The organism is Agromyces larvae (genome assembly GCF_022811705.1).
GTDB classification, from domain to species: domain Bacteria; phylum Actinomycetota; class Actinomycetes; order Actinomycetales; family Microbacteriaceae; genus Agromyces; species Agromyces larvae.
In genome coordinates this window covers 913,616-930,000 of sequence record NZ_CP094528.1, presented here as the reverse complement: position 1 = coordinate 930,000, position 16,385 = coordinate 913,616, and the positions used below count along the sequence as shown (strand labels likewise).

Here is a 16,385-nt window from a genome sequence, read left to right as displayed (position 1 = left end):
TCTTCTTCCCGTTCCCCTCCACCGGAGTGTTCGTCATGACCAAGAAGATCGTCGTCACCGGCATCGGCGCCTCGTCGCCCATCGGCGGCACCGCGCCCGAGAGCTGGTCCGCCCTGCTGAACGGCGCGTCCGGCGCCCGCACGCTCGAGCACGAGTGGGTCGAGAAGTACCAACTGCCCGTGACCTTCGCCGCGGAGGCGCTCGTCCGTCCCGACACCGTGCTCGAGCGGCCCGTCGCGAAGCGCCTCGACCCCTCGTCGCAGCTGGCGCTCGTCGCCGCGCTCGAGGCGTGGGCCGACGCGGGCAGCCCCGAGGTCGACCCCGAGCGGCTGGGCGTCGACTTCGCGACCGGCATCGGCGGCGTGTGGACCCTCCTCGACGCCTGGGACACGCTGCGGGAGAAGGGTCCGCGGCGTGTGCTGCCGATGACCGTGCCCATGCTCATGCCCAACTCGGCCTCGGGCAACCTGTCGCTGCACTTCGGCGCCCGCGCGTTCGCGACCACGGTCGCGAGCGCCTGCGCGTCGAGCACGGAGTCGATCGTGAACGCGGTCCAGCATCTGCGGGACGGCCTGGCCGACGTGGTGATCGCCGGTGGCACCGAGTCGGCGATCCACCCGATCACCATCGCCTCCTTCTCCTCCATGCAGGCCCTGTCGAAGCGCAACGACGACCCGGCGCACGCTTCGCGCCCCGGCAGCATCGACCGCGACGGCTTCGTCATGGGCGAGGGCGCCGGCGTGCTCATCCTCGAGACCGAGGAGCACGCGAAGGCCCGCGGCGCGAAGATCTACGCCGAGGTCGTGGGCGGCGGCGTCACCGCCGACTCGTACCACATCACCGCGAACGACCCCGAGGGTCGCGGCGCGGCCCGCGCGGTGCGCCTCGCACTCGCAGCGGCGGATGCCTCGCCCGACGACGTGACCCACATCAACGCGCACGCCACCTCGACGCCCGTCGGCGACCCGAACGAGTACCAGGCGCTGAAGGCCGTGTTCGGCGACCGTGTCGATGAGATCCCGGTCTCGGCGACGAAGGCGTCGACCGGGCATCTGCTCGGCGGCACCGGCGCGCTCGAGGCGATCTTCACCGTGCTCGCGGTGCAGCACCGCATCGCTCCCCCGACGATCAACCTCACGACGCAGGACCCCGAGGTCCCGTTCCGTCTCTCGGGCGAGGCGCAGCCCCTCGGCGACGCGCCGCAGCTGGCGATCTCGAACTCGTTCGGGTTCGGCGGGCACAACGCGGTCGTCGCGATCCGCAGCGTCTGACGTCGCCCCGCACGACGCGGATCGGCACGACGCGAGCGACACGAGCAGACCCCGGGCGCCTCAGGCGCACCGGGGTCTGCTCGTCACGGTGCGGGGCTTCGCTCGTGCGCCGGCCGGGAAGTGTCATCCGACCCTCGCGTCGCGCCGCCTCGCGCACCGCGGGCTGCGCTCACCCCACCTGATGCAGCCAGACCACGGATGCCTCGTCGCTCGCGTGACGGAACGGCTCGAGCTCGTCGTCCCACGCCTGCCCCAGCGCGAGCCGCAGTTCGCGCCGCAGTTCGCGCGCGTCGTCCCCGGCGAGTTCCATCGCGTACCGGACCCGGTCTTCGGGAACGACGGTGTTGCCCGCCGAGTCGGTCTGCGCGAAGAACACCCCGAGATCGGGCGTGTGCATCCACCGTGCGCCGTCGGAACCCGGCGTCGGATCCTCGCTCACCTCGAACCGCACTCCGCCCCATCCGCGCAGCGCCGACGCGAGCCGGGCGCCGTCGCCCACGCGCGCCGTCCAGGCGAACTCGGCGCGCATGGTGCCGCGGAGCACGGGCTGCTCGGTCCACACGAAGCTCACGGGCTCGCCGAGGGCGCGACCCGCGGCCCACTCCAGATGCGGGCACACCGCCCGGGGCGAGGAATGGATGAACAGCATTCCACGCGCGGCGCCGGGTGCCCGCGACACTGCCTCCGCCATCTCGACTCCGTTCTCGTGAGGTGCGTCTTCCCCTACGACCTCGGAACGCGTCGGTGCGGATGTTCGATTCGGTTGTGGACGGCGAGCCGTCACCGGCGATTATGCCCCGGATCAGCGGTGGAGACAAGGGAGACGGCGCGGGTCGGCGATCCCGACGAGGCCGTCGCGGCGCGGCCTGCGCCTCGGAGAGAAGAGTATGCTCGGTGAACCGTTTCCTCCGCTGATGATCGGAGCCGCCAGTGGCCGTGCGCGATGCTGTCCTCGCCATCCTCCTGCTCGGCCCCGCGTACGGATTCCAGGTGCATGGCGCGCTCGCCGAGCGCACCGGCGGCCGCCGTCGCATCAACGTGGGACAGACGTACGGCACGCTCGACCGGCTCGCGAAGCAGCAGCTGGTCGAACCGGCCGGCGCCACCGACGACGGACTGCCGCTGCATCGGCTGACTCGCGCGGGGCGCGCCGCGGCGCTGGCCTGGCTCGGCGGTGCGGATGCGACGGGCGCCGACCCGTGGGACGAGACGGTCGACCGGGTCCTCGTCGCGCGCTCGATCGACGGGCACGGCGTCGACGCGGACGCGATCGTCGCGGTCGAGCGCGAACGGTGGGCGCGACGCCGGGCGGATGCCGCGGAGCGCGCCGAACCGACGGATGCCGCGGAGCGCGCCGAACCGGAGGATCCCGCGGCCGCACTGGCGCGGCTCGCGGCCGCGGCCGAGATCGAGCGTGCCGGTGCCGCGCTGTCGTGGCTCGCCCACGTCGCCGCGCACCCGTCGGCGCCGGTGCCGGTCGCCGCCGACCGCCCCCGCCGGGGGCGCCGGCCCGTCGCCCGCGACGAGGATCAACCGTCGGCTTCGGCGTAGCTCGGCACGATCGCCAGGTCGAGCGGGAAGTCGACCGGGAACTCGCCGAACAGCAGGCGCCCCGCCTCGGCCGCGGAGTCGCGCACCGCCAGGGCGACCTCGTCGGCGAGCTCCGCGGGCGTGTGCACGATGATCTCGTCGTGCAGGTAGTACACGAGGTGGGGGCGCCGGGCGAACACCGGCCCCGACGCCGTCGCCGGCGGCGAGGCATCCGCTCGTTCCCCGACGTCGCCCAGCTGCGCGAGCCGGGAGCGCACGCCCGCCATCCAGCAGAGCGCCCACTCGGCGGCGGTGCCCTGCACGACGAAGTTGCGCGTGAACCGGCCCCAATCGCGCGCCGACGACCTCGCCCGCCGCTCGTCCTGTGCGGTGGCCTCGGGTTCGGTCGCCCGAGCCTGCGTCGCACGCCAGGTCGCGGGCGGCAGCGGCGACGAGCGACCGAGCAGGGTGGTGACCCGCGCGCCGCGCTCGCCCGCGGCCGCGGCCCGGTCGACGAGGGCCATCGCGCGCGGGAACCCGCGCGCGAGCCGCGGCACCAGCCGGCCGCTCTCGCCGGTGGTCGCACCGTACATCGCCCCGAGCAGTGCGACCTTCGCCTCGTCGCGTGCGGCGACGACCCCCGCGTCGACGATCCCGCGGTAGATGTCCCGCCCGCGTGCCGCCTCGGCCATGCGCAGATCCCCCGCCATCGCGGCGAGCACACGCGGCTCGAGCTGGGCGGCGTCGGCCACGACGAGGGTCCAGCCGGGGTCGGCGATCACGGCGGAACGGATCTGCTTCGGCAGCTGCAGGGCTCCCCCGCCCGAGGTCGCCCACCGGCCCGTCGCGGTGCCGCCGGGCACGTAGTCGGGGCGGAATCGCCCATCGACGACCCAGGTCTCGAGCCAGCTCCACCCGTTCGCGCTCAGCAGTCGTGCGAGCCGTTTGTACGCGAGCAGGGGCGCGATCGCGGGATGGTCGTGCTCGCGCAGCTCCCATCGAGCGGTCGAGTCGACCCGGATACCTGCCGCACGCAGTCCGCGCAGGAGGTCGACCTGGGAGTCGAGGTTCAGCGTCGGCGCGTCGAGTTCCGCGCGCACCCGCGCCGCCAGCTCCTCCATGCGGGCCGGCTTCGCCCCGGGCCGCGGGCGCGGACCGAGCGCATCGGCGAGCACCCGATCGTGGGTCGCCGCATCCCACGGCACGCCGGCGGCGCTCAGCTCGGCGCCGATCAGCGCGCCCGCCGATTCGGCGGCGAGCAGCAGACGCAGCCGCGCCGGGCGCGCACTGCCGGCGACGATCGCGAGCTGTCGGTCGTGCTCGCCGGCGAGCTGATGCGGGGTCGCGCCCTCGAACCGGTCGGATGCCCCGCCCGCCGCATCGCGGTCGTCGTGCCGTTCGAGCTCGTCGAGTTCGAACAGCGCCGGCCGGTCGGCGGGCACGGCCGCGCCCGCCGACGGCGGGGTCGCGCCGGGGGTCGCGTCGGCGGCGAGCTCGGCGGGACCGCGGGCGAGCCAGAGCGGACGATCGGGATGCTCCGCCCGGGACGCCTCGGCGTCGGTCGACCATTCGAGGATCGCCCCGCAGAGTCGCAGATCGTGGCAGCGTTCGACGCGTACCCCGGCGGCGAGCAGCTGCGGCGCCCAGCGCCGCGTATCGCTCCACACCCAACGGGGGCGGAGCCGCTCGAATCCGGCGACGAGCGCCGGAAGCTCCGCCGCCTCGCCGTCGGCGAGCATCGCCCCGCGCGCACCGCCGCCCCCCTCGGCGTCGGGATCGAAGAGGCCGACCCGGCCGGGCTCGAGGTCGCCGACCATGATCCGCACGCATCCATTGTCGTGCCGACCCACCGACACCGGATGTCGGACGGTCGCGGCAGACTCGCCCCGTCGAAGGGAGCGCGATGGTCGCGGTGCGATTCGGGTGCGGGCACGGGGCGAGTGCCGACGGCTCGCTCGCGATCTCGCGCGAATGCCCCGTCTGCCGGCTCATCGCCGAGACGCAGCGCTCCCGCTCCGAGCTGCTGGGCCGGGTCGTGCCCGCGCAACGCGCTCGGCTCGCGGTCGAGACCCGGGTCGGCGCCGAGTACGAGTGGCGTTGCGTTCGCGGGCACGACCGGTACACCGCCACGGTCGTCGAGGTGCTGACGGGCACCGGCTGCGGCAAGTGCCGGGCGGCCGCCTCGGCGCCCGCCGCGGTGCGCGAGGCCGGTCTCGCGTTCATGGATCACGGGCTCCGCACGCGGACATCGGCCACCGAGCAGCGGCTCCGCGCCCTGCTCGGCGAACGCCTCCACCTCCCCCATCGCGTCAACGCCGTGCACGTCCGGCGCACGTTCCACGGTCGCACGGTCGTCTGGCCCGACATCCTCGTGCCCGCGCTGCGCATCGCGATCGAGTACGACGACCCCGGGCGCAGCGGCCGCTCCCACCGCGGGCTCCGCGAGGCATCCGACCTCGAGAAGGACGAAGCGCTGCGCGAGGTCGGCTGGGAGGTGATCCGCGTACGCGGCGGCGGGCTCGGCCCGCTCGGCCGGCACAGCGTCGTCTGCCGCGCGATCACGAACGAGGTGGCGGATGCGGTGGTCGCGCGGATGCGTGACATCCGCGGCGACGAAGCCGTCGCATCCGTCGCGCGCGAGGCGACCGAATCGCGCAACACCCCTGTTCCGGAGGCACCGCTCCCGCTAGGGTGAGTGCACCCCCCGGCCGCTTCGCCCTGCCTGAAAGTGACCCGCCTGTGCTGCTGCCCTTCCTCATCGTCGGAGGCCTCGGCCTCGTGCTGCTCGTGATCTCGCTCGTCCTCGGCGACGTGCTCGACCATCTCGACGTGGGCGACGGATTCCTGTCCGGCACGGCGCTGTCCGTCGGCCTCGTGGTGTTCGGCGCGTCGGGTATGCTGACCGCCTCGTTCGGGTGGGACCTCGTCTGGGCGTACGTGCTCGCCGTGGCGCTCGCCCTCGTCGCCTACCTCGTCAGCCTGCTCGCGATCCGCAGCCTCACCCGGTCGAGCGACGGCGTGCCCGCATCCGCGGTCGGTCTCGCCGGCGTCACGACCGCCCCCGTAGGGCCGTCCGGCGGAGAGGTCAGCCTCGACGGCCCCGGCGAACTCGAACGTCGCCTCGCCTTCTCCGATCAGGAGATCGAATCGGGTGTGCGCATCCGCGTCGTCGAGCACGACGGTGCGCGGGTCAAGGTCGTCCCCGCGTAGCCCCGCCGCTCCCCCGGCTCCCCGAGCGCCCGGCCGCCCCGGCCGACCTCCCTCACCGCCCTGCGAAAGGAACCCATGTTCGACCCCCTGCTCACCCAGATCATCGCGGTCGTCGCGATCGTCATCGCCGTCCTGGCGCTGCTGACGTTCATCGCACGCCGCATCCGCCGCGTCCCTCCGAACGAGGCCCTCGTCATCGTCGGCCGCGGCGCCGGTCGCCTCGCGCCCGGCGAAGCCCCCATCAGCCAGCGGGTGGTGATCGGCGGCCGCACGTTCATCTGGCCGATCCTGCAGCAGGGCTTCGCGATCTCGCTCGAACAGCGCCAGATCGGCATCACCGTCGAGGGCGTCGACAAGAACCGCATCAAGATCGCGATCAAGGCCTCGATCAACTTCAAGGTCAACGGCACGGAAGACGGCGTGCGGCGCGCGGCCCAGCGATTCCTGTCGCAGCAGGACCTGCTGACCGAGATCATCAAGGAGTCGCTCGAGGGCTCGCTGCGCTCCATCGTCGGCGACATGACGATCGAGCAGATCATCTCCGACCGCAAGGGCCTCTCGGACCGGGTCGTCACCGAGACCAAGGCCGATCTCGCCGAGCAGGGCCTGCAGGTCGACCTGCTGAACATCTCCGACATCTCGACCCCCGGCAGCGACTACCTCGCGAACCTGGGTCGTGCCGAGGCCGCCCGCGCCCGTCAGGTCGCCGAGGTCTCCGAGGCCGAGGCCGCGCGCGCCAGCGAGTTCGCCCGCATCGAGGCTGCCGAGCAGATCGCCGAACGTCAGAAGGCGCTGAGCCTGAAGCAGGCCACGATCAAGGCCGAGACCGACCGGGCCAACGCCGAAGCCGAGGCCGCCGGTCAGCTCGCGAAGGCCGAACAGGACAAGCTCGTCGCCGTGCAGGAGCGCGACGCGCTCTCCGAGCAGGCGCTCGTCACCCAGGAACGGCTCGACATCGAGATCCGCAAGCCCGCCGAAGCCGAGGCGTACGCCGAGGTGCAGCGCGCGACCGCGCAGCGCGACGCTGCGAACGCGGCCACCGAGGCCGATGCGTACAAGCGCACCAAGATCGCCGAGGCGAACAAGGTCGCCGCCGTGCAGGACGCCGAGGCGGCGGCCACCGCCGTGCGCTTCGCCGGTGAGGCCGAGCGCGACCGCCAGGTCGCCCTCGCCGCCGGTATCCGCGCCGACGGCGAGGCGCGCGCCGCCGCCGTGCAGGCCGAGGGCATCGCCGAGGCCGCGGCGACCGACGCCAAGGCCGAGGCGCTGAAGAAGTACGGCGAGGCCGCGCTCGCGCAGGAGATCATCTCGCGGCTGCCCGAGATCATCCGTGCGGCCGCCGAGCCGATCAGCTCCATCGACAAGCTCACCGTCATCTCGACCGACGGCGCCAGCGCCGTCACGAAGACGGTCGGCCAGGTGCTCGGCGAGGGAACCGAGGTCGTCAAGTCGCTCACCGGGCTCGACGTCAGTGCGGTGCTCGCGGGCCTCGCGGGCAGCCAGCTCGCCCGGCCGTCGGGCGACGCGCGCGACTGACACCGGTCGAATCCGCGTCCGCCCGGCCCGACGTTCGGGCCGGGCGGACGCGTTTCCGGTCGCCGAATCCCGCCTCGATTCCTCACCACGGGCCGGTGACCGTTAGCGTGGTGCAGGTGCACTCTCCTGTCAGCGCCGTCGTCGTGGGGCGACTCGGCCATCTGAGCCTCAACCGTCCCGACTCGATCAACGCGATCGACCTCGAGATGATGCATGCCATGACCGAGACGCTCGACGCGTGGGCGACCGACGACGCCGTCGACGCGGTGCTGCTGGACGGCGTGGGCGACTACGGGTTCTGCGCGGGCGGCGACTTCCGCGAGATCCTGGCGCGTGCGGCCGAGGGCATGACCATCGGCACGGTCTTCTTCCGCGACGAGTACCGGCTGATCGCGAAGCTCGCCGAATACCCGAAGCCGGTCGTGTCGATCATGCACGGCATGACCATGGGCGGCGGCATCTCCCTGGCCGGCCACGCATCCGTGCGGGTCGTCACCGACCAGGTGCGGCTCGGCCAGCCCGAGACCGGCTACGGCTTCGTGCCCGACGGCGGTGCGACGTGGCGGCTCGCCCGCACCCCCGGCGAGATCGGCACCTATCTGGCGTTGAACTCCATCGACCTCACCGCGGCGGATGCGGTCGCCCTCGGCTTCGCCGACGTGATCGTGCCGAGCGAGCGCATCGGCGAACTGACTGCCGCGCTCGGCGACGCCGCCTCACCGGAAGAGACGGTGCGACGGTTCGCGACGGAAGCCGGGCCGTCGCCCGTGCTCGCCCGGCGCGACTGGATCGACGCGTGCTATTCGGCCGACACCGTGCGGGACATCCTCGAGCGTCTGTGGGCGTTCGCGAACGGCGACGAGGTCGAAGGTCTCCGCGCCCCCGACTCCGCCGATCCCGACGCGGCCGCGAACGCCGCCGACGCAGCCGACACGCTGCTGCGGCTCTCGCCGACCGCGCTCGTGGCGACTCTGCGATCGGTGCGCGCCGCCCGCGACGGAGAATCGCTGCGCGATGCACTCGAGCGCGAACTGCGTCTCGCCCGGTGGTTCACCACGCAGCCCGACCTCTTCACCGGGGTGCAGGCGCTGGTGGCCCAGAACACCGATTCGCTGCACCAGGCGTCGGTGCCCGACTGGAAGCCGGCCGACCTGGACGACGTCGACCTGATCGACATCGTCGCCGCGATGGAGATGCCGCTGCGCCACAGCGTGTTCCCACGTGGGCTGGGCATTCCCGAGGAGGGTGCCGACGCCGAGTAGCGGGTCCGATCGGCCGGCGCGCCCACGCCGTCCCCGTGCGGCCCGGGGGCCCACCCGGGGTGATCCCGGGTGCGACGCCGCACCGGATCGCGCACGCTGGGAACGACCCGATCCCGCGTGCAGAGCGCGGGCGACGCGATGGTCGCGAGGGTCTCGAGGGAGAGCTGCTTCGATGGACATGAAGCTCGAGTCGATCGTGCTGCCCGTCGCCGACGTCGACCGCACGACGGCGTACTACGAGGCGCTGGGCTGGCGGGTGGACGCCGCTGAGCGCGCCGACGGCCTGCCGATCGTGCAGGTGACACCGCCGGGTTCGGCCTGTTCGGTCGTCTTCGGCGTGGGCCTCGCCGCCGGGGCTGCGGGCAGTGCACGAGGACTGGTGCTGAGCGTCGCCGATCTCGAAGCGGCGCGCGCCGAGCTGACCGCCCGCGGCGTGGAGGTCGGCGAGATCTTCCACGACGCATCCGGGGAGGCGTCGTACGCGGAGACGCTCGCTCGGGCCCCCGGGCTCGACCCCGGGCGCCGCGATTACGCCTCGTTCGCCTCGTTCGCGGATCCGGATGGGAACCGTTGGCAGCTCCGCGAGGTCACGGCGCAGGGATGATCCGCGCACCGAGACGCGGGGAGGGCGGGCAGGCGCATGATCGTCGCACACCGATCGGCACCGAAGGGCGGCGCCGCGAGACGACTGGTTAGGATGCCGGGTGTGGCAGCCTTCATGAGCTCCACCGCGAGGAATCGCGGCGCCGTGCGCGGCTTGGTCGGGCGCGAGCGCGAGTGCGAAGAGCTCTCCGGGCTGGTCGACCGGGTTCGCAGCGGCGACAGCCGGACGCTGGTGCTTCGTGGCGAGGCCGGTATCGGCAAGACGGCGCTGCTCGACTACCTGGGCGAACAGGCCGCCGGCTCCGGATGCCTCGTCGTCGAGTCGGCGGGTGTGGAATCCGAGATGGAGCTCGCGTACGCCGGCCTGCATCAGCTCTGCCTTCCGCTGCTGCACCACCTGGACCTCATTCCGGTGCGCCAGCGTGAGGCGCTCGACACGGTGTTCGGCGCGGCCGGCGGCGACACCCCCGATCGCTTCCTCGTCGGGCTCGCGGTGCTGAGCCTCATCTCGGAGTCGGCCCGGCACCGCCCGGTGATCTGCATCGTCGACGACGCGCAGTGGCTGGACGAGGCATCCGTTCAGACGCTCGCGTTCACGGCGCGGCGGTTGCAGGCGGAAGGCGTCGGCATGGTGTTCGCCGAGCGCGAGCCGGCCGTCGCACCCGAGCTGCACGATCTGCCCGAGCTCGCCGTCGCGGGGCTGACCGACCAGCACGCGAGCACGTTGCTCGCCTCGGCCCTGCCGGGGCCGATCGACGCGCGCGTACGGGATCGGATCATCGCCGAGACGGGTGGGAACCCGCTCGCTTTGCTCCAGCTGCCGCATCGGCTCACCCCCGAGCAGGTCGCCGGCGGATTCGGATTCGCGGGAACCGGCGCGTTGACGAGACAGCTCGAGGAGAGCTTCCGCCGTCGACTCGCCCCGCTGCCGGCCGCGACACGTCGCCTGCTGATCATCGCCGCAGCGGAACCCGGTCAGGACGCCGCGGTCATCTGGAAGGCGGCCGCGCAGCTCGGCGTCACGATGCGAGACGCCGAACCGGCCGTGGCCGACGGCCTCATCGACCTGACCGGGCTCGTTCGCTTCTGCCATCCATTGGCTCGCTCGACCGTCTACCGGAGCTCGCTCGCGGACGAGCGCCGGGCCGCCCATCGCGCGCTCGCCGAGGCCACGGATGCCGACGCGGATCCCGAGCGGCGCGCGTGGCATCGAGCCCAGGCGACCTCCGGGCTCGACGAAGCCGTCGCCGCCGAGTTGCACCGATCGGCCGGCCTCGCGGCGGCGCGCGGCGGGCAGGCTGCTGCCGCGGCGTTCCTCGAGCGTGCGGCCGAGCTCACCCCCGACCCCCGGCGCCGAGCCGAGCGGGCGCTGCTCGCCGCCCGGGCGAAGTTCGATGCCGGCGCCCCCGAACGAGCGTTGCGTCTGCTCGCCATCGCGCGTGCCGGCCTCGCCGACGAGCGGAGCCGCGCGCTCGTGGATCTGCTCCACGCGCAGATCATCAGCCGCCTCGAACCCGGTCAGGGGGCGCCGCTGCTGGACGCCGCGAAGCGGCTCGACCCGATCGATTCCGATCTCGCTCGCGACACGTATCGCGACGCCTTCTACGCCGCCCAGGTCGCCGGACAGCTCGCGCGGAACGGCGGCACCCTCCGCGACGCCGCGACGACTCGGATCGCCGAGCACCGGGATCCGCCGGCGAACACGCACGATCTGCTCCTCGACGGCGTCGCGCTGACGGTCGCCCGCGACCACTCGGCGGGTGCGCCGCTGCTGCGCGATGCCGTCGCGGAGTTCCGACGTCGAGAACTCGATTCGGATGCCTCGTACGCCTGGTTGCCGTTCGTGACCCTGGTCGCGTTCGGCACCTGGGATGAGCAGAGCGCGCACGAGGTGTGCGCGCGCCTCATCGCGCTCGCCCGGGAGCGGGGCGCCTTCTCGGTGCTGCCGACCGCGCTGATGCTCGGCGTCGGCTACGAGATCTTCGGGGGCGACCTCGCGACGGCCGCGACCCTGGCCGAGGAGTGCGATCTGATCCGCGAGGCCACCACCATTCCGAAGCCGCCGTACGGCCTGCTGATGGTCGCGGCCTTCCGCGGCGATGCCGAGCGCGTGGACGCGATCATCGACGCCGAACGGCTTCAAGCGACCGACCGCGGCGAAGGGCAGTGGCTGACCGCGACCGGGTGGGCGGAGGCCGTCGTGAACAACGGTCTCGGCCGCTACGACCTCGCGCTCGCGGCAGCGGAACGCGCGGTCGAGCCGCCGAACGAGCTGGCCCTCGTCAACTGGGCGAAGGTCGAGCTGATCGAGGCGGCCGCGCGGAGCGGGCGACCGGAACGCGCCGCCACGGCGATGCGACACCTCGCCGACATGTCCGAGGCCTGCGGCACGCCCTGGGTACTCGGCGTCGCCGCACGATCTCGGGCGCTGCTCGCATCGCCCGATGCTGCGGAATCCGACCACGTGTCCGCCATCGAGCACCTGCAGCGCACACGCCTGCGCACCGAGCAGGCGCGTTCCCACCTGGTCTACGGCGAATGGCTCCGTCGGCAGGGCCGTCGTACCGATGCGCGGGAACAGCTCCGCAACGCGCACGACCTGTTCGACGAGATCGGCGCCCACGCATTCGCCGACCGGGCACGGCGTGAGCTGGCGGCAACCGGCGAGACCGTCCGTCGGCGAACGCCGGACACGCAGCTCGACCTCACCCAGCAGGAGGCGCAGATCGCCCGGCTCGCCGCGAACGGGGACACCAACCCGCAGATCGCGACGCAACTGTTCATCAGTCCGCGCACCGTCGAGTGGCACCTCGGCAAGATCTTCGCCAAGCTCGGCATCACGTCGCGGCGAGAGCTCGAGACCGCACTCCGTCGCGGTGCCGTCGCACCGGGCCGATAGCCGTCACCACGGCACGCGCCCGGACTCGTCGAAGAACCCGCCGGTCGCGCCCTCGGCGGCGACGGTCGCCCAGTGCACCGCGGCCGTCGCGCCCTCCTCGGCGGTCTTCGTTCCACGGAACCCGTTGAGGTCGGTGGCGGTGTAGCCGGGTGTGACCGCGTTGATCTTCACGTGCTGCAACGCGGGGTCGTCGCTGAACGCGTGCGCGTACTTCAGCGTCAGCATGTTCACCGCCGCCTTCGTCGCCGAGTAGGCGAAGGACTCGTGCGACCGGCCGAACATCGAGTCCGGATCGGCCGTGTTCGCGAAGCTGGCCGAGTCGCTGGACACGTTGACGATGCGGGGCTCGGCCGCGCGGCGCAGGAGCGGGAGCATCCCGTGCACGACGCGCACCAGACCGAACACGTTCGTCTCGAACTCGAGCCGCATGTCGTCCGCCGTCACCTCGAGCGCCGGCCGTCGGACGAGGACGCCGGCGTTGTTCACCAGCACGTCCAGTCGGCCGTGGTCGAGGTCGATCCGACTGGCTGCGGCCTGCACCGAGGCGTCGTCCGTGACGTCGATCATCAGCGGCCGGGCCGTCAGTCCCTCGCGTCGGAGCGCGAAGCCGGCCTGCTCGCCCTTCGCCGCGTCGCGGCTGCCGAGCAGCACGGTGAGGCCGCGTCGGGCGAGCAGGCGAGCAGTCGCGAACCCGAGCCCTCGGTCGGCGCCGGTCACGAGCGCGATCGGTGCGTTCGTCACGACCGCCTCCCGGCCCTGATCAGGATCTCGTGGGCAGCGGCGGCGGCGAGGCCGAACACGAGGTGGGCGGTGAAGTCCTCGCCCAGCGTGCGCGCGTCGTACTTCCAGATCGGCCGGTACACCTTCAGCACCGGCAGGATCGCGTAGCTCGTGAGCCAGGCGGCGGGGCCGAGCGCGGCGGCGAGCGCGCCGGGATGGGAACTCGCGGACCGGGCGACGCCGTGGGTGATCCCCCAGCCGATGCCGGTCGCCCAGTGCACCGCATTCGTCGCAGGCCGGGCCCACGCGTCGGGCGGGGTGTCGCCGGTCACGAGCTCGGCGACCTTGCGGGCGACCTGACCCGGCGCGGATGCCGTATCCCAGGTGGTGACGCCTGCGGCGGACTCCCAACTCGGGAACCGTTCGCGTCCGCCCTGTCGGCGGTAGCGGCGGTACCAGAGCACGTCCATCGCGGCGGTGCCGAGGGCACCGGCGACGATCCCGGCGCCGATCGAGGTGATGACGTTCATGAGAAGACCCTTCGTGTGACGTTGGTTCGGACGAGTTCGATGAGCTCGTCGGCCCGACCCGAGAGGATGCTCCGGGTGGCGTACAGCGCGAAGCCCTCGACCTGGGCTCCGCGGATGGCGGGTGGCAGCGCCAGCTCCTGCCGGGCCACCATGACCTCGACGAGTGCGCTGCCCTCGTGTGCGAACGCCGTGCGCAGCGCTGCTTCCAGGTCGCGGGGATGCTCCACCCGGCTGCCGTGCATCCCGAGCGCGCGTGCGACCTCGGCGAAGTTCGGGTTCGCGAGCTCGGTGCCGAAGTTCACGTATCCGGCCGCCTTCATCTCGAGCTCGACGAAACCGAGCGACCCGTTGTTGAACACGACGACCTTCACCGGAAGCTGCAGTTGCCGGAGCGTGAGCAGGTCGCCCAGCATCATCGCCAGACCGCCGTCGCCCGAGAGCGTGACCACCTGCCGGCCGGGCTGCGATGCCTGCACGCCGATCGCGTGCGGCACGGCGTTCGCCATGCTGCCGTGGTTGAACGAGCCGATCAGCCGCCGTCGTCCGTTCATGCGCAGGTATCGGGCCGCCCAGATCACGGGGGTCCCGACATCCGGGATGAAGACCGCGTCGTCGGCGGCGATCTCGTCGATGGTGCGCGCGACGAACTGCGGGTGCAGGGGCGTCCGGTCGTGGTCCGCGTCGGCCAGCCGGTCGAGACCCTCGCGGGCGGCCGCGTAGTCGCGGCGTGCGTGATCGAGGTGCGCGGGGTCGGATTCGGCCCGCACGCGCGACGACAAGGCCGCCAGTGTCTCCTTCGCGGTTCCGACCAGCGCGACGTCGACCTTGGTGCGCCGGCCGATCTGTTCGCCGCGCACGTCGATCTGGACGACGGTCGCGTGCTCGGGATAGAACTCGCGGTACGGGAAGTCGGTGCCGACGATGAGCAGCGTGTCGCACGCCTGCATGGCGTGGTATCCCGACGCCACGCCGAGCAGACCGGTCATGCCGACGTCGTAGGGATTGTCGGGTTCGACGTGCTCCTTGCCGCGCAGCGCGTGCACGATGGGGGCCTGCAGTCGACGTGCGAGGGCGATCAGCTCGTCGCGGGCGCCGGCGCACCCGGCGCCGGCGAGGATCGTCACCCGCTCCGCCCTGTCGAGCGCATTCGCGGCGGCGTCGAGTTCGCCGTCGCTCGGCCGGGTGCTCGAGCGGCTCGGTCTGATCGGGGGGAACGCGTGCGGCCGTGCGGTCTGCGCGACGAGTACGTCGCCGGGCACGACGAGCACGGCGACGCCGCGCCGCTCGATCGCGGTGCGAATGGCGATGTCGAGGACGTGCGGAAGCTGGTCGGGCGTCGAGACGAGCTCGGAGAAGACGCTGCACTCGCGGAACAGTTCCTGCGGGTGCGTCTCCTGGAAGTAGGCGGTGCCGATCTCGCTCGACGGGATGTGCGCGGCGATGACGAGCACCGGCACCCGGGAGCGCTGCGCGTCGAACAGTCCGTTCACGAGGTGCAGGTTCCCCGGTCCGCAGCTCGCCGCCGCGACGGCCAGCCCCCCGGTCACCGCTGCCTCCCCCGCCGCGGCGAACGCGGCGGCCTCCTCGTGGCGGACGTGCATCCAGTCGACGTCGCGGGTCCGGCGCAACGCGTCGCTGAGCCCGTTCAGCGAGTCGCCGGGCAGGCCGTACACCCGACGCACTCCGGCGCTCTTCAGCGTCTCGACGATGAGTTCGGCGACCGTGAACGACATGGTGATGACCTCGCTTCGTGATGGGGCCCACCCACCATCGCAGCGGGGGCGGGAAGGACGCGCCCGTGGGTCTCCCGAGTCCACCCCCGGGCGCGGAAGCGGGGATCGTCGACGGGACGGCCCGGCTTCCGAGTCACGGGTGCGGGCCCGGGAGACCCACGGGCGCGCGCCGATCGGGTGCCGCGGCATCGTCGAGGCATCCCATCACTCGATGCAAGGAGTCAGTCCATGTCCATCCAGGAAGCCGTCACCGGCACCCGCACCGGCCACGTCGACACCGAAGGCGATCGGATCGTGTTCGATGTCCGCGGCGAAGGCACCCCCATCGCGCTGCTGCCGGGCACGCCCGGCGATGCGAGCGTGTTCGGGCTCGTCGCGGGCCCCTTGGCTGCCGATCACACCGTCGTCACGTACGACCCGCGCGGCTTCGGTCGCAGCTCGGGCAACGAGCCGCGACGGTACGAGATCGGGCAGCAGGCCCGCGATGTCGTCGCCGTGTTGCGCGCAGCCGGAATCGAGCGAGCGTTCGTGGTCGGCAGCAGCGCCGGTGCGGAGGTCGGTCTCGAGCTCGCGACGAACCATCCCGACGTCGTCGCCGGCGTCGTCGCGCACGAACCGCCCGTCGTTCGGCTCCTGCCCGATGCGGACGAGCTCCAGACCCGCATCGCCGAGATCTACCGGACGGCCTGGACGGAGGGCAGCAAGGCGGCGTTCTTCGACTTCCTGCTCCTGACGCAGCTGCCCTTCAACGCCGGCGAGCCGTTCACGGCCGCCGAGGTCGCGGCGATCCGCCCCGGAGCGGAGCAGGTGCCCGGAATCGACTTCGCCGACTACTACATGAAGCACCAGATGCTGCCGCTCACGGACTACCTGCCCGACCTCGACAGGATCCGCCGCAACGGCGTGAAGCTCGTCGCCGGCGCCGGGCGACTCAGCCTCGACCTGCCGTTCGGGCGCACCGCGCGCGCGGTCGCCGAGGGCGCGGGCGCGCCGTTCGCGGTGTTCCCCGGACATCACGGGTCGCTCTCCGACCCGTCCACCGCCGAGGCCTGGACCGCGACGCTCCGCGACGCGCTGGCCTCGCTCTGACG

General features: G+C 72.7%; 14 protein-coding genes. 9 read left to right on the top strand and 5 right to left on the bottom strand.

Annotated elements, in window-relative coordinates:
• Positions 1 to 35: 35 nt before the first annotated feature.
• Positions 36 to 1,271 carry a beta-ketoacyl-[acyl-carrier-protein] synthase family protein gene (locus MTO99_RS04295; protein WP_243557260.1) on the top strand — a complete coding sequence of 412 codons (1,236 nt, stop codon included), beginning with the start codon at positions 36 to 38 and terminating at the stop codon, positions 1,269 to 1,271.
• Positions 1,272 to 1,440: 169 nt separating this feature from the next.
• Here MTO99_RS04295 and MTO99_RS04290 read toward each other — a convergent pair whose 3' ends face one another.
• Complete coding sequence (locus MTO99_RS04290; RefSeq protein ID WP_243557257.1) at positions 1,441 to 1,962, bottom strand: DUF3145 domain-containing protein; 522 nt, start codon at positions 1,960 to 1,962, stop codon at positions 1,441 to 1,443.
• A 245-nt stretch (positions 1,963 to 2,207) separates the two neighbouring features.
• Between MTO99_RS04290 and MTO99_RS04285 the strand changes: the two genes are divergently transcribed.
• Positions 2,208 to 2,822 (top strand): PadR family transcriptional regulator, encoded by a 615-nt coding sequence (locus tag MTO99_RS04285; protein WP_243557255.1) that lies wholly within the window; start codon positions 2,208 to 2,210, stop codon positions 2,820 to 2,822.
• Here MTO99_RS04285 and MTO99_RS04280 read toward each other — a convergent pair.
• A complete protein-coding gene (locus MTO99_RS04280) occupies positions 2,801 to 4,618 on the bottom strand; it encodes a bifunctional 3'-5' exonuclease/DNA polymerase (protein WP_435520820.1) in 1,818 nt (605 codons plus the stop codon). The genes MTO99_RS04285 and MTO99_RS04280 overlap by 22 nt on opposite strands.
• An 86-nt stretch (positions 4,619 to 4,704) precedes the next feature.
• Between MTO99_RS04280 and MTO99_RS04275 the strand changes: the two genes are divergently transcribed.
• The 6 genes from MTO99_RS04275 (at position 4,705) to MTO99_RS04250 (ending at position 12,311) form a co-directional block, all read left to right on the top strand.
• Positions 4,705 to 5,496, top strand: a complete 792-nt coding sequence (locus tag MTO99_RS04275; RefSeq protein WP_243557252.1) for a putative endonuclease domain-containing protein — start codon at positions 4,705 to 4,707, stop codon at positions 5,494 to 5,496.
• Positions 5,493 to 6,011: an NfeD family protein gene (locus tag MTO99_RS04270; RefSeq protein ID WP_243557250.1), complete on the top strand. Its 519-nt coding sequence runs from the start codon at positions 5,493 to 5,495 to the stop codon at positions 6,009 to 6,011. The genes MTO99_RS04275 and MTO99_RS04270 overlap by 4 nt, the downstream gene beginning before the upstream one ends.
• 75 nt (positions 6,012 to 6,086) lie before the next feature.
• A complete protein-coding gene (locus MTO99_RS04265) occupies positions 6,087 to 7,547 on the top strand; it encodes a flotillin family protein (protein WP_243557247.1) in 1,461 nt (486 codons plus the stop codon).
• A 95-nt stretch (positions 7,548 to 7,642) separates the two neighbouring features.
• Positions 7,643 to 8,809, top strand: coding sequence for an enoyl-CoA hydratase/isomerase family protein (locus tag MTO99_RS04260; RefSeq protein WP_243557243.1), 1,167 nt, complete (start codon positions 7,643 to 7,645; stop codon positions 8,807 to 8,809).
• Between the two features lie 172 nt (positions 8,810 to 8,981).
• A complete protein-coding gene (locus tag MTO99_RS04255; RefSeq protein WP_243557241.1) occupies positions 8,982 to 9,413 on the top strand; it encodes a VOC family protein in 432 nt (143 codons plus the stop codon).
• Positions 9,414 to 9,515: 102 nt separating this feature from the next.
• Positions 9,516 to 12,311, top strand: a complete 2,796-nt coding sequence (locus tag MTO99_RS04250) for a helix-turn-helix transcriptional regulator (RefSeq protein WP_243557238.1) — start codon at positions 9,516 to 9,518, stop codon at positions 12,309 to 12,311.
• Positions 12,312 to 12,314: 3 nt separating this feature from the next.
• Here the strand turns inward: MTO99_RS04250 and MTO99_RS04245 are convergent, their stop codons facing one another.
• Genes MTO99_RS04245 through poxB form a run of 3 tightly spaced genes read right to left on the bottom strand, consistent with a single transcriptional unit; the run spans position 12,315 to position 15,294 of the window.
• Complete coding sequence (locus MTO99_RS04245) at positions 12,315 to 13,052, bottom strand: SDR family NAD(P)-dependent oxidoreductase (RefSeq protein WP_243557236.1); 738 nt, start codon at positions 13,050 to 13,052, stop codon at positions 12,315 to 12,317.
• Complete coding sequence (locus MTO99_RS04240) at positions 13,049 to 13,561, bottom strand: hypothetical protein (protein ID WP_243557233.1); 513 nt, start codon at positions 13,559 to 13,561, stop codon at positions 13,049 to 13,051. The genes MTO99_RS04245 and MTO99_RS04240 overlap by 4 nt, the downstream gene beginning before the upstream one ends.
• On the bottom strand, positions 13,558 to 15,294 hold the full coding sequence (poxB, locus tag MTO99_RS04235) for a ubiquinone-dependent pyruvate dehydrogenase (protein WP_243557231.1): 1,737 nt from the start codon (positions 15,292 to 15,294) through the stop codon (positions 13,558 to 13,560). Before poxB ends, MTO99_RS04240 begins: the two co-directional genes overlap by 4 nt.
• A 228-nt stretch (positions 15,295 to 15,522) precedes the next feature.
• On the opposite strand from poxB, the gene MTO99_RS04230 reads away from it, so the two are divergent.
• Positions 15,523 to 16,383, top strand: a complete 861-nt coding sequence (locus tag MTO99_RS04230; RefSeq protein ID WP_243557228.1) for an alpha/beta fold hydrolase — start codon at positions 15,523 to 15,525, stop codon at positions 16,381 to 16,383.
• Positions 16,384 to 16,385 lie beyond the last annotated feature (2 nt).